This is a genomic window from Micrococcus sp. R8502A1 (assembly GCF_006704135.1).
GTDB lineage: Bacteria > Actinomycetota > Actinomycetes > Actinomycetales > Micrococcaceae > Micrococcus > Micrococcus luteus.
In genome coordinates this window covers 24505-38274 of sequence record NZ_VIGS01000019.1, presented here as the reverse complement: position 1 = coordinate 38274, position 13770 = coordinate 24505, and the positions used below count along the sequence as shown (strand labels likewise).

General features: G+C 72.1%; 9 protein-coding genes. 6 read left to right on the top strand and 3 right to left on the bottom strand.

Annotated features, from left to right (window positions below):
• Positions 1-121: 121 nt before the first annotated feature.
• Positions 122-1471, bottom strand: coding sequence for a phenylacetate--CoA ligase family protein (locus FLM69_RS05545; RefSeq protein ID WP_049146481.1), 1350 nt, complete (start codon positions 1469-1471; stop codon positions 122-124).
• A 71-nt stretch (positions 1472-1542) separates the two neighbouring features.
• The gene (locus tag FLM69_RS05540) at positions 1543-1959 is read right to left on the bottom strand and encodes a PaaI family thioesterase (RefSeq protein WP_020624995.1); all 417 of its coding nucleotides are present in this window, start codon (positions 1957-1959) and stop codon (positions 1543-1545) included.
• 215 nt (positions 1960-2174) lie between these two features.
• Between FLM69_RS05540 and FLM69_RS05535 the strand changes: the two genes are divergently transcribed.
• Positions 2175-5720, top strand: coding sequence for a bifunctional RecB family nuclease/DEAD/DEAH box helicase (locus tag FLM69_RS05535; RefSeq protein ID WP_141843410.1), 3546 nt, complete (start codon positions 2175-2177; stop codon positions 5718-5720).
• A gap of 1 nt (position 5721) precedes the next feature.
• Here the strand turns inward: FLM69_RS05535 and FLM69_RS05530 are convergent, their stop codons facing one another.
• Complete coding sequence (locus FLM69_RS05530) at positions 5722-7302, bottom strand: AMP-binding protein (protein WP_141843409.1); 1581 nt, start codon at positions 7300-7302, stop codon at positions 5722-5724.
• Positions 7303-7498: 196 nt separating this feature from the next.
• Here FLM69_RS05530 and purB point away from each other — a divergent pair, with 196 nt between their 5' ends.
• Genes purB through FLM69_RS05505 form a run of 5 tightly spaced genes read left to right on the top strand, consistent with a single transcriptional unit; the run spans position 7499 to position 13686 of the window.
• Entirely contained in the window at positions 7499-8938 is a 1440-nt protein-coding gene (gene purB / locus FLM69_RS05525; protein ID WP_141843407.1) for an adenylosuccinate lyase, read from the top strand.
• A gap of 38 nt (positions 8939-8976) precedes the next feature.
• Positions 8977-10158, top strand: a complete 1182-nt coding sequence (locus FLM69_RS05520; RefSeq protein ID WP_010080078.1) for an ATP-binding protein — start codon at positions 8977-8979, stop codon at positions 10156-10158.
• A gap of 57 nt (positions 10159-10215) precedes the next feature.
• Entirely contained in the window at positions 10216-11127 is a 912-nt protein-coding gene (locus FLM69_RS05515) for a trimeric intracellular cation channel family protein (RefSeq protein WP_141843405.1), read from the top strand.
• A gap of 25 nt (positions 11128-11152) precedes the next feature.
• Positions 11153-12145, top strand: coding sequence for a trimeric intracellular cation channel family protein (locus FLM69_RS05510; protein ID WP_010080076.1), 993 nt, complete (start codon positions 11153-11155; stop codon positions 12143-12145).
• Positions 12142-13686, top strand: a complete 1545-nt coding sequence (locus tag FLM69_RS05505) for a DUF1846 domain-containing protein (protein WP_061866822.1) — start codon at positions 12142-12144, stop codon at positions 13684-13686. The genes FLM69_RS05510 and FLM69_RS05505 overlap by 4 nt, the downstream gene beginning before the upstream one ends.
• Positions 13687-13770 lie beyond the last annotated feature (84 nt).

Here is a 13770-nt window from a genome sequence, read left to right as displayed (position 1 = left end):
TGCCTCCCCGTCCTAAGCGTCCGCTGTCGTTGGGAGCGTGAGTGGTGTATAAGGGACAGCGACGGCGCACCGGTCCACTCTACCGGGCACCCCGGCGTCGGGATCGGCCGCGGGGACGGGATCAGGCCTGGTCGCGCAGGTCGTAGATCCGCTTGAGCTTGCCGGAGGAGCGGGCCAGGGACTCCGGCTCCACCACGTTGATCACGCACGAGGAGCCGATCTTCGTCTTGATCTCCATGCGCAGGTGCGCGGCGCAGGCCTGGGCCTCCTCGAGGGTCGCATGATCGCGGCGCTCGATGTTCACGGCCATCTGGTCCATGCGGTCCGGGCGGGTGATCTCGAGGGTGAAGTGCGGCGACAGGGCCGGCTCCTTGAGGGCCAGCTCCTCGATCTGCGACGGGAACAGGTTCACACCGCGCAGGATGATCATGTCGTCCGAGCGGCCGGTGATGCGGCCCATGCGGCGGTGGCCCGGGTGCGTGGTGCCCGGCAGCAGGCGGGTGAGGTCGTGGGTGCGGTACCGGATGATCGGCAGCGCCTGCTTGGTGAGCGAGGTGAAGACGAGCTCGCCGTGGCGGCCGGTCTCGAGGACCTCGTCCGTGAGCGGGTCGATGATCTCGGGGCGGAAGTGGTCCTCCCAGATGTGGGAGCCGTCCTTGGTGGCCGCGGACTCGCCGGCCACGCCCGGGCCCATGACCTCGGAGAGGCCGTAGATGTCCAGGGCGTCGAGGTCGAAGGTCTGCTCGATCTCGCGGCGCATCTCCTCGGTCCACGGCTCGGCGCCGAGGATCGCGACCTCGAGGGAGGACTCGCGGGGGTCCAGGCCGAGCTTCTTGAAGCCGTCCGCGATGGTCAGCAGGTAGGTGGGCGTGGAGAGGATGGCGCGCGGCTGGAAGTCGGTGATCAGCTGCACCTGCTTCTCCGTCTGCCCGCCGGACATCGGGATCACGGCCGCCCCGATGCGCTCGGCGCCGTAGTGGGCGCCGAGGCCGCCGGTGAACAGGCCGTAGCCGTACGCGTTGTGCACGCGGTCACCGGGGCGGATGCCGCCGGCGCGGAAGCAGCGGGCGACGAGGGTGGCCCACGTGGCCAGGTCGTCGTCGGTATAGCCGACCACGGTGGGCTGGCCGGTGGTGCCGGAGGAGGCGTGGATGCGACGCAGCTCGGGGCCCGTGGCGGCGAAGGCGCCGAACGGGTAGCTCTTCCGCAGGAACTCCTTGTCCGTGTACGGGAACTTGGCGAGGTCCCCGAGCTCCGTGAAGTCCGAGGGGTGGACGCCGTGCGCGTCGAAGTGCTCCCGATACGCGGGCACGTTCTCGTAGGCGTGGTGCAGGGTCCAGCGGAGGCGTTCGAACTGGAGCGCCTCGATCTGGTCCCGGCTCATCGTCTCCTCGGGGTCCGGGGCCCCGCGGTCGGCGGGGGCGGGCAGGGGTGCCGGCGTGTACGGGTTGGGGATCGAGGCCTCGAGCATGGCGTTCTCCTGGGGATGCGGGGTCGGGCGGCGGTCGACGACGGCGGCGCACCGGCGGGTGCGTCCGCCGGTCAGCGTCCGGGGGCGGGGATGGTGCGGGAGCGGCCGCGGAAGGCGGCCACCGGGGTGCCGTCGTCGGTGGTGACGGTGATGTCATAGACGGCCGAGCGGCCGGCGGCGGCGACCAGGCGGCCCTCCGCGACGAGGGTCTGCCCGGCGCGGGTGGCCGCGAGGAAGTTGACGTCCACGCCGGAGGCCACGGTGAGGGTGGAGCCGTCCGAGGCGGGGTCGTTGCAGGTCAGCGCGAAGCACGTGTCCGCGAACGCGAAGACGGCGCCGCCGTGGGCCAGGCCGAAGCCGTTGTGCTGGTCCTCGGTGAGCGTCATCCGGATGCGCGCGTGGTCCTTCTCGGCGGCCTCCAGGGTGACGCCGAGCCACCGTGCCACGCGGTCCTCCGCGAGCATGGGGTGGTGGGCGGTCTCGGTCATGGGCGGGCCTCCCTGCCGGCAGGGGCGCGCCGGCGCGGCGGCGCAGAGAATTACTGAACGATCATTAGGTAACTCCCTGGATGTGACCCACGTCAAGTCCGGCCCGGTGTGTGACGCGCGCCGGCCCCACCCTGCCGCCGCCGGGGCGAGGCGCGCCGGGACCGTGTGCGCGGGCCCTGCCCATCGTGTCCGCGGCTCCTGTCTAGGGTGACGGCATGGTGACCTTCGCGCCGGACCGCGCCTCCTTCATGCTCAGCCCCTCGGACATCACCGCCGCCGCGACGTGCACCTACGGGTGGCTGCGGGGGACGGTGGACCCCGCGCTCGGGCGCGCCCCGCGGATCGGCGTGGCGGATGCGTTCCTCGAGCGGGTCTCCCGCCTCGGGGACGAGCACGAGTCCCGCGTGCTCGCGCGACTCGAGGCGGAGCACGGCGCGGACCAGGTGGTCCGGCTCGCCCGCCCGGAGCGCTACACGCCCGAGGGCGTGCGGGCCGCCCAAGAGCGCACCGCGGCGGCGTTGGCCGCGCGTCCCGCCGTCGTGTTCCAGGGGATGCTGCACGACGGCGCGTTCGGCGGCCTGGCCGACTTCCTCGTGCTCCGCACGGACGAGGAGCACCCCGAGGGCGCGTACGAGGTGGTGGACACGAAGCTGGCCCGGCATGCGCGGGTGACGGCGCTGCTGCAGATCGCCGCGTACGCGGACCTGCTGGACGGCATGGACGTGCCGCGGGCGCGGCAGGGCAGCCTGTGGCTCGGGGACGGTTCCCGGCACGTCGCGGACCTGGACGAGGTGATCCCGGTGTACCGGCACCAGCGCGCCCGGCTGGAGGCGCTGCTGCAGGATCACGTGGCCGCCGGGGAGCCCACTCGCTGGGGCGACGACCGCCTGAGCGTCTGCGGCGCATGCGAGGCGTGCGAGGAGGCCGTCGCCGAGCACCGGGACGTGCTGCTCACGGCGGGGGCCACGCGGTTGCAGCGCACCCGGCTGCGCGAGGCCGGCATCACGACCATCGAGCAGCTCGCGGTGTCCGTCGCACCGCCGGAGGGCATGGCCCGCCGCACGTGGGAGGCGCTGCGGGAACAGGCGGCGATCCAGCTGGAGCCGGCCGGGGCGGACGGGCTGCCGCCGCATCGGATCGTGGACCCGCGCGCCGTGGCGGGGCTGCCCGCGCCGGACGCCGGAGACGTCTTCTTCGACTTCGAGGGGGACCCGCTGTGGGTCTCCGCGGACGGGAGCATGGAGGGCCTCGAGTACCTGTGGGGCTGGGTCGAGGCGCCGGGTGGGGACACCGCGCGCACCGCCTCGGCCGACTTCCGGTTCACGGGTCTGTGGGCGGACACCCGTGCCGCCGAGCGGGCGGCGCTCGAGCAGTTCGTGGCGTTCGTGGAGGCGCGACGCGCGGCCCACCCGGGGATGCGGATCTACCACTACGCCGCGTACGAGGTCACCGCGCTGAAACGCCTGACCGTGCGCCACGGTGTGGGCGAGCGCGAGCTGGACGACTGGCTGCGCGCGGGGCTGTTCGTGGACCTCTACTCCACGGTCCGCGCCGCCCTGCGGGCCGGTGTGCCGAGCTACTCCATCAAGAAGCTGGAGCCCCTCTACATGGGGGCGGAGCACCGGGCGGAGGACGGCGTGACGACGGCGGCGGACAGCGTCACCGAGTACCACCGGTACGTCGCCGCGATGGAGGCCGGGGACACCGAGGTCGCGAGGGCGATCCGCGCCGACATCGAGGACTACAACCGGTACGACTGCGTCTCCACGGCGCGGCTGCGGGACTGGCTGCTGGCGCAGGTCGAGCCCGAGGAGGCGGCCGTCGCGGACCGTCCCGCCGACGACGCCGCGAGCGAGAACGAACCGCTGGTCGAGGCCGCGCCGGAGCCCGAGCAGGACCTCACGGCCGCGTTGCTCGCGTTGGTGCCCGCGCCGGGCGCGGAGGCAGTGCCTGGGCCGGAGGAGCGGGGCGTCGCCCTGCTCGCGGCCGGCCTCGGGTTCTACCGTCGCGAGGAGAAGCCCATGTGGTGGGCATACTTCGACCGGGGCGTCTCCCCCGTGGACGAGTGGCAGGAGCCCCGTGCCAACGTGGTCGTGGACCGGGTCGACGTCGTGGAGGACTGGAACCGGCCGACCAGCCGGCACGCCCTGCAGCGGGTGCTCCGGGTGACCGGTTCGCTCGAGCCCGGCACCCTGCTCGTGCCGGGTGCCACCGTGAAGTCCGTCTACGAGGACCTTCCGGTTCACGCCGAGCTGCAGCCGAACGCGGTGCGCTGGATCGGCCTGAACATGGACGTGGAGGAGGTGGAGAATCTGCCGGACGGACGCTCCGTGTTGCGGCTGCGTGAGAAGCTGCCCCGCGGCGCCGAGCCGTTCGACCAGCTGCCCATGGCGGCCTTCCACTACGCGAAGGTCCCCACGGACAGCCTCGAGGCGCGCATCCGCGAGCTCGCGGCTGCCACGGACGCGGCGGGCGCACTGCCCGCACCCGGCGCGTCCGCGTGCGTGGACATCCTCGCCCGGCGCACGCCGACGACGACGAGCCGTCCGCTCCCGGAGATCGTCGCCGACTCCGAGCGTGCGCTAGACCGCACCGCCCTGCTCGTGGAGGCTCTCGAGTCCGCCCGCGGCTCGTACGTCGCGGTGCAGGGACCTCCCGGCACCGGCAAGACGCACGTGGGCAGCCACGCGGTGAAGGCGCTCCTCGAGCGCGGCTGGAGCGTCGGTGTCACGGCACAGTCCCACGCGGTCGTGGAGAACTTCCTGCAGAAGCTCCTCTCGATCGGCGTGCCCGCCGAACGCGTCGCCAAGGCGATCTCCAGCCGGGCGAAGCCGAACCCGGACGCCCTGTGGGAAGAGATCCAGAACAAGGAGGCCGGCGGGGTCGTCGGACCGGGGCGCGTGGTGGGAGGCACCCCCTGGACCTTCGCCCATGACGCGTTCTCCGGCGTCGACCTGCTCGTGATCGATGAGGCGGGCCAGTTCTCCCTTGCGCACACCCTCGCCGCCGGATCCGCGGCCACGACGCTGCTCCTGCTCGGCGACCCCCGCCAGCTCCCGCAGGTCACCCGCGGCATCCACCCGGAGCCGGTGGGTGATGCGGCCCTGGACTGGCTGATCGAGGGGCAGGCCACCCTCCGCCCGGAGCGGGGCTTCTTCCTGGACCGCTCCTGGCGCATGCACTCGGCGCTCACCCGCGCGGTCTCCGAGCTCTCCTACGCCGGCCGTCTGCGCTCGCACACCCCGCGGACCGACGCCCGCCGGCTCGACGGGGTGGAGCCCGGGCTGCACCCGTGGCCGGTCTCCCACACGGGCAACGCGGTGTCCTCGCCGGAGGAGGCCGCGGCCGTCGTCGAGATCATCCGGTCACTGCTCGGCCGCACCTGGTCCACCGGCCCGGACGATCCCGGCCGACCGCTCGAGCCGTCCGACGTGATCGTGGTGGCCCCGTACAACGCGCAGGTCGCCACGGTCCGGGAGGCGCTCGACGCTGCCGGTCTCGAGGGCACCGCCGTCGGCACCGTGGACACGTTCCAGGGCCGGGAGGCCGCCGTCGCGATCCTGACGATGGCGGCGTCCTCACCGCAGGAGGTGCCGCGCGGGCTGGACTTCCTCCTGAACCGGAACCGGCTCAACGTGTCGATCTCGCGCGGACAGTGGGCCGCCTACCTCGTCCACTCCCCCGCCCTCGCGGACGCGCTGCCCACCCGCCCCGAGGACCTGCCGATGATCGGCGCGTTCCTGCGGCTCGTGCACCGTTGAGTCAGCCGGCGGCGCCCTGGCGCAGCAGGAACCGCTGCAGCTTGCCGGAGGGGGTCTTGGGCAGCCGGTCCACGAAGTGCACCCGGCGCGGGTAGGCGTGCTTGGAGTACTCGTCGCGGACCTTGGCCTGCAGCTCGGCCGCCAGGGCGTCCGGGTCCGCGACGGCCCCGGCGGGCACCACGAACGCCACGACCTCCTCGCCCCGCACCCCCTCCGGGTCCGGCAGGCCGACGACGGCGACCTCCTGCACCCGCGGGTGGTCGATGAGCACGGACTCCACGTCGAACGGGCCGATCCGGTAGCCGGCGGCGAGGATCACGTCGTCGTCCCGGGAGGAGAAGAAGAACCAGCCGTCGTCGTCCTGCCGGGCGGTGTCCCCGGTCAGGTACCAGCGCCCGTCCGGGGTGAAACGCTCCGCGGTCTTCTCCGGCTCCCCGAGGTAGCCGGGGAACCAGAACAGGGGCGAGGCCGCGTCGATCGCGATCTGCCCGTCCCGGATCTCGGCGGCGATCCCCGGCAGGGGCACACCCATCGAACCCGGGCGGGGCGGCGCGGCCAGCTCGGGGTGCGCGAGGGTGCAGATGACCATGCCCAGCTCGGTCTGGCCGTAGTGGTCGCGGATCTCCGTGCCGAGGGCCGTCCGGCCCCACTCGAACACGGACGGCGGCAGCGGCTCCCCCGCCGTGGACACGCGCCGCAGCCGCAGCGGGGCGTCCTCGGTGACCTCCCCGGCCTTGGCCAGCGCGCGGAACATCGTGGGGGCGCCGGCGAGGTTCGTGATGCCCTGCGAGCGGATCACCTCGACCATGGTCGCCGGGGAGAAGGCGCCGCGGTACTGCACCGAGGTCGCCCCGAGCACCAGCGTGCCGACGATCCCGTAGTACAGCCCGTACGCCCAGCCGTGGTCGGCCGCGTTCCAGAACAGGTCCTCGGGGCGCAGGTCCACCGCGCACGTGAGGTAGACGGCGAACGCGGCGGCCGCGCGCAGCGGCACAGGCACCCCCTTGGGGCGGCCGGTGGTGCCGGAGGTGAACAGCAGGGCGATCGGCCCGTCCCCGCCGACGGCGACGTCCTCGGCCAGCGGCGCGGAGTCCGCGAGCGCGTCCCACTCCGGGCCGGTGCGGATGATCTCGATGCCCGGGATGTCCGTGAGCTTCTCGGCCTGGCGGGGCTCGGCGACGACGAGCCGCGCCGCCGCGCCCTCGATGCGCATCCGCGCGGCGCCCGCGGCGAACGCGGTGAACAGCGGCACGTGCACGGCGCCGAGCCGCCACAGGGCCAGCAGCGTGATGACGAGCTCCTCCCGTTTGGACATCATCACGGGCACGCGGTCGCCGCGCGTGACGCCGCGGGCGGCGAGGCCGGTGGCGAGGCGGCGGGAGCGGTCGGCCAGCTCGCCGAAGGTGAGGTCGACGGCGGACATGTCCTCCGCCACGAACCGGAACGCCACGGCGTCGGCCGGCCAGCGGCCGCAGAGCAGGTGGGCGGCGCAGGCGTCCGGGGTCTTGACGTCGGCGACCCACCCGGCCATCAGCCGGTCGATCGTCCCAGCCTCGTGGGCCTGCCCGGTCCGTTCCGTCATCTCGGTCTCCTCATCCCTCTCGGCATGCCGACGCCGGGCGACGGCGACGTCAGCCACGGTAGGTCCGTCGCGCCCCGGGCCACCAGGCGCGTCCGCATGTTGCACTCGATGTTGCACTCGCCACCCCGTCGCGGTCGAGGACGGACCCGGTCGTCGCCTTCGGCGGGCGTCCGCGGCGCCTGCCAGAATGGGGGCCATGACCTCGCAGCCCGCGCCCGCGCCCGCGTCCACCGCCCACCGCCGTTCCCTCGCCGAGGCCGGCATCGCCCTCGGCCCCCTGGACGGCCGCTACCGTGCGGCGGTGGAGCCGCTCGTGGAGCACCTGTCCGAGGCGGCGTTGAACCGCAACCGCATCCACGTGGAGGTCGAGTGGTTCATCCACCTGGCCGAGCACCGTGTGCTGCCGGGTCTCGAGCCGCTCACGGCCGAGCAGCAGGCGGGCCTGCGGGCGATCGTCACGGACTTCGACGCGGAGTCCGTGGCCGAGCTGGCGGCCACCGAGAAGGTCACGGTGCACGACGTGAAGGCCGTCGAGTACTTCATCGCCGACCGCCTCGAGGGGCTGGGCCTGGGCCGGCTGAAGCCGCTCGTGCACTTCGCGTGCACCTCCGAGGACATCAACAACCTCGCCTACGCGGTGGGCGTGCGCGACGCCGTCGAGCAGGTCTGGCTGCCGGCCGCCCGCGCCGCCGTGGCCACCGTCTCCGCGATGGCCGCCGAGGCCGCCGAGACCCCCATGCTCTCCCGCACGCACGGCCAGCCGGCCACGCCCACCACGCTGGGCAAGGAGATGGCCGTGTTCGTCCATCGCCTGACCCGCCAGACCCGGCGCATCGCCGGCCAGGAGTACCTGGGCAAGATCAACGGCGCCACCGGCACCTACGCCGCCCACCTCGCCGCCGCGCCCGACGCGGACTGGCCGGCCCTCTCCCGGTCCTTCGTGGAGCACCTCGGCCTCACCTGGAACCCGCTGACCACCCAGATCGAGTCCCACGACTGGCAGGCGGAGCTGTACGCCGACGTCGCGCGCTTCAACCGGATCCTCCACGGCTTCTGCGTGGACGTGTGGAGCTACATCTCCATCGGCTACTTCGCGCAGATCCCCGTGGCCGGCGCGACCGGCTCCTCGACCATGCCGCACAAGGTGAACCCGATCCGCTTCGAGAACGCCGAGGCCAACCTCGAGCTCTCCTGCGCCCTGCTCGACTCGCTGGGCGCCACCCTCGTGGAGTCCCGTTGGCAGCGCGACCTCACGGACTCGACGTCGCAGCGCAACATCGGCGTGGCCCTCGGCCACTCGGTGCTCGCCCTGACCAACGTCACCAAGGGCATGGGCCAGCTCCAGGTGGCCGAGCCCGTGCTGGCGGAGGACCTCGACACGAACTGGGAGGTCCTCGGCGAGGCGATCCAGACCGTCATGCGCGCCAAGGCGATCGCCGGCGTGCCGGGCATGGACAATCCCTACGAGCGCCTCAAGGAGCTCACCCGCGGCCAGCGTGTGGACGCCGCCCGCATGCGCGAGTTCGTGCAGGGCCTGGGCCTGTCCGACGACGCCGAGACGCGCCTCCTCGCCCTCACGCCCGCCGGCTACACGGGCCTCGCGGCGCGCCTGGCCGCCGAGTTCGGCGGGCGCTGACGGGTCTGCCGAACAAAAAAAACAAATACGATGTGAGCATGCGCGATCCCGTGCCCTGCCCAGACCAGCCGAACAGCCCCTTCACGCCGGGGTACGGGCGGCGTCCCCTCGTGTTCGGCGGCCACGAAGACCTGCTCCGCGACATGGGCAGAGTTTTCCAAGACCATGACTTCGGCGAGAACCAGTCCGTCCTCCTGTCCGGGCTGAGGGGCGCCGGAAAGACCTCCATGCTGCAGCGGATCGAAGACCTCGCCCGAGATGCTGGTTGGCTCGTGATCAGCGAGGATGCCAGCGCGGGCCTCCAACGCCGGCTGGTGGAGAGCACGTTGCCAGACGTCGTGAATTCCCTACCCCGGCAGACCAAACGTGAGCTCAAGGAACTGGGGCTCTGGCACTTCTCCGCCGCGTGGGAGGTCACAGAGCGTCCCTCTCGTCCACTCATGCGCAATGATCTGGTGACCGTTGCCCAACATGCCGGGGTGCGCGGAATCCTCATCACGATCGACGAGGTCTCCTCGGGCAAGACGCGCCTGCGAGAGGTCAGCGCCGTCGCACGGGAGATCTCCCATGCCATCAGCCGCGGAGCAGACATCGTCGTGGCATTCGCCGGCATCAAGGTCGACCTCGACGAACTCGTACGGCAGGAGCACACGACCTTTCTCCGCCGCTCCCGGACCGCCGACTTCCACCGACTTTCTCCGAAGGAGACCCGCCACGTCCTCGCGGAGACGGCACGCCTCGGCGGCCGGGAGTTCACCGCAGAAGCCCTGGAGATGCTGATCGCCGCGGCCCAGGGCTACCCCTACCTCGTCCAGCTGCTGGGCGACTACGCGTGGCGACACCGGCCGAACCAGCCCCGGATCGACCTGTCTGCCGCCGAGGCAGCCCGCGCCCGGGGGCTGCAGGCGGTGATGGACCGCGTGCTGTCAAAGGTCTTCAACGACCTCTCCGCCAAGGATCAGGAGTTCCTCCGCGCCATGGCTGTCGACGAGGAGCGATCCCGCATCGGCGACATCACCGCGCGCCTCGGCTCCTACAGCCAGTATGTGAATCAGTATCGGAACCGACTTATCGACAGCGGCTACGTGCAACCGGACGGACACGGGTACCTCCGCTTCGCCCTTCCCTACCTCGGCGCCTACATCCGCTCTCTGACCGACAGGGGCCCGGCGTCGGCTCCGGACGACGACTGGAGCGCCTACCCGCCTCCCCTGACATGACGGGCGCCGCCCCGGGCTGCGCGGACACCACAGGAGCGTCCCCGCTACCGTGACCCCATGCTGACCTCCTCCGTCGCCGTCTGGCTGCTGACCACGACCCCCAAGAACCCGGAAGAGCTCCAGCGCGACCTGCCCTCCGCCGTCGACGAGACCGGCCAGGTGGCCCAGGCCGTGACCCAGATCGTCACGACGGTGGACCTGGTGGGCGTGTTCTTCTTCGCGATCTCCGGCGCCATCCTGGCCGTCCGGAAGGGGTACGACATCGTCGGCTCGCTGCTGCTGGCGCTCATGGTGGGCACCGGCGGCGGCGTGATCCGCGACCTGATCGTCAACCAGGACGTCCCGGCCGCGTTCCGCAACCCGTGGTACCTGATCCTGCCCGTGCTGGCGTGCCTTGCCGTGTTCTTCAAGGTGTTCGACGGGGAGCGCGGCAAGCACGCCGTGATGCTCGTGGACGCGGTGGGACTGGCCGTGTACTGCGTGGTCGGCACCCGGATCGCGCTGCTCGGGGGGCTCTCCCCCGTCTCGGCCGCGGTGCTCGGGCTCGTGACGGCGGTGGGCGGCGGCCTGCTGCGGGACGTGGTGGCGGGCGAGCCCCCGGCCGTGTTCGGCGGGCGCGGCTGGTACGCCGTGCCGGCGCTGATCGGCGCCGCCGCCACCTCCGCGCTGGGCCAGGCCGAGTGGCTGAGCATCTACACGATGCTCGCGGTGATGCTCGTGGTCCTGGCGCTGCGCGTGGTCTCCCTGCGCCGGGAGTGGATGGCCCCGGGCGCGGAGATCACCGGGGAGACCCAGCGCCAGCGCATGGACCCGGACGACGCCCCGCCCGTGCCGGACGTCCGGGACCAGGGCAGCCCCGACGACCCGCCGCGCGAGAGCGGCCAGGAGCCCACCACTCCCACCCCGCAGGTCGAGGAGAATGGCATGGACCGCGCCGTCGAGGGCGACGACGCCGCCTCCCGCCGCTGACCCCTCCCCCTGGAAAGGAGCCGCCGTGGCCCTGCCGCAGCTGTTCGCCGAGCTGGCCGACGTCCCCTGGCTGCTGACCGCCCTGGACCTGGTGGGGGTGTTCTTCTTCGCGGTCTCCGGCGCCCTGCTGGCCGCACGCAAAGACTTCGACCTGGTGGGCTCCGTGGCGCTGGCCCTGCTGGCGGGCCTGGGCGGCGGCATCACCCGGGACATCGTCCTGGACCGGGGCCTGCCGGCGTCGCTGCAGGACCCGATCTACCTGGCCCCGCCCGTGCTGGTGTCCCTGCTGGTGTACGTCAAGGCGATCCACCCGAACCGCCTGAACCTGACGATCACGCTGTTCGACGCGGCGGGCCTGGCCCTGTTCACGGTCTCCGGTGTGATGATCGCCCACGCGATGGGCGTGCACCCGGTGTCCGTGGTGGTGGTGGCCACCGTGGGCGCCCTCGGCGGCGGCGTGCTGCGGGACATCGTGGCCAACGAGGTGCCGTCCATCTTCGACCCCCGCGGCGTGTACGTGATGCCCGCCGTGGTGGGAGCGGCCGTGGCGGAGCTCGTGGCGCAGCGCGGCGCCCTGAACGCGTTCACGGGCTTCCTGATCGCGCTGCTCATCTTCACGGTGCGCATGCTGGCGTACCGCTACCAGTGGCGCCTGCCCGGCGCGGACGTCAGCCAGGACAGGGACCAGCTGGACCGCCTGCGCCGGCTCGCGGAGCAGGCGCACGCGCGGGCCGTCCGACGCGCGGCCCGCGCGCGGGAGCGCATGCCGCTTCCGGTGTTCGGCCCCGCCGAGGAGGACGAGGGCCGGGTGCGCGTGGCGGACTTCGACCCGGACACACAGGCCATCACGGTGGTGGACCAGGCCTCCCACCAGTCGGTCCGGTACCACCCGGAGACGGGCGTCATGGACGTCACGGACCTGCGCACCGGCCGCACCCGCTCCTACGACGACCCGGAGACGGACTGGGTGGCGGACACCGGCTCGGCCGATGAGACGGGCTATGCTGGAGGTCCATGACCGGCACCGCTGACAGCGTCCCCACCATGGCCACCGCCGCCGCCGCGGCCACCCACCCGATCGGCTTCGACCGCGCGAAATACATCGAGCTCCAGTCCCAGCACATCCAGGAACGCCGCCGCCAGATCGGCGGGAAGCTGTACCTGGAGATGGGCGGCAAGCTGTTCGACGACCTGCACGCCTCCCGCGTCCTGCCCGGCTTCACCCCGGACAACAAGATCGCGATGCTCGACCGCATCAAGGACGAGACCGAGATCCTGGTGTGCTTCAACGCCAAGGACCTCGAGCGGAACAAGGTCCGCGCGGACCTGGGCATCACGTACGAGGACGACGTCCTGCGCCTCGTGGACGTGTTCCGGGAGCGCGGGTTCCTGGTGGAGCACGTGGTGGTCACGCAGCTGGAGGACGCCAACCACCGTGCGCTGGCGTTCCTTGAGAAGCTCGAGCGGCTCGGCCTGAAGGTGGCCCGCCACCGCGTGATCCCCGGCTACCCGCACGCCATGTCCACGATCGTCTCGGAGCAGGGCTTCGGTGCCAACGAGTGGTCCGAGACCACGCGGGACCTCGTCGTCGTGACGGCCCCCGGCCCGGGCTCCGGCAAGCTGGCGACGTGCCTGAGCCAGGTGTACAACGATCGGCAGCGGGGCATCCCGGCCGGCTACGCGAAGTTCGAGACGTTCCCCATCTGGAACCTGCCGCTCGAGCACCCGGTGAACGCCGCCTACGAGGCCGCCACCGTGGACCTGGACGACATCAACCTGATCGACCCGTTCCACCTGGCCGAGTACGGCGAGCGGGTGACGAGCTACAACCGCGACGTCGAGGTGTTCCCGCTGCTGTCCGCGCTGCTGGAGAAGGTCACGGGCACCACCCCGTACAAGTCCCCCACGGACATGGGCGTGAACATGGCCGGCGCGGCGATCGTGGACGACGAGGTGTGCCAGGCGGCCGCGAAACAGGAGATCATCCGGCGCTACTACAAGGCTCAAGTCAACGAGGCCCTGGAGGGCGCGGACGACACCGAGTCCGAGCGCGTGGCCCTGGTGATGTCCAAGCTGGGCCTGAGCTCGGAGGACCGTCCGGTGGTGGGTGCCGCGCAGTTGGTGGCCGAGCGCACCGGTGAGCCCGGCGCGGCCGTGCAGCTGGCGGACGGCACCCTGGTGACCGGCAAGACCTCGGAGCTGCTGGGCTGCTCGGCGGCCATGCTGCTGAACGCGCTGAAGGTGCTAGCCGGCCTGTCCGACGACGTGCACCTGCTCTCCCCCGCCGCCATCGAGCCGATCCAGACCCTCAAGACCGTCCACCTGGGCTCGTCCAACCCGCGCCTTCACACGGATGAGGTGCTGATCGCCCTGTCCGTGTCCGCCGCGACCGACGAGAACGCGCGGGCCGCCGTCGACCAGCTGGCCAACCTGGAGAAGTGCGACGTCCACACGACGACGATCCTCGGCTCCGTGGACGAGGGCATCTTCCGGTCCCTGGGCATGCTCGTGACGAGCGACCCGGTCTTCCAGAAGAAGGGGCTGTACCGGAAGCGGTGAGGCGGGGCGGTTCTTGCGACGAGCCTTGCGATATGGCCCTTTCCGGGGCGTTATAGGGGCCATATCGCAGGGCTCATCGTCCCG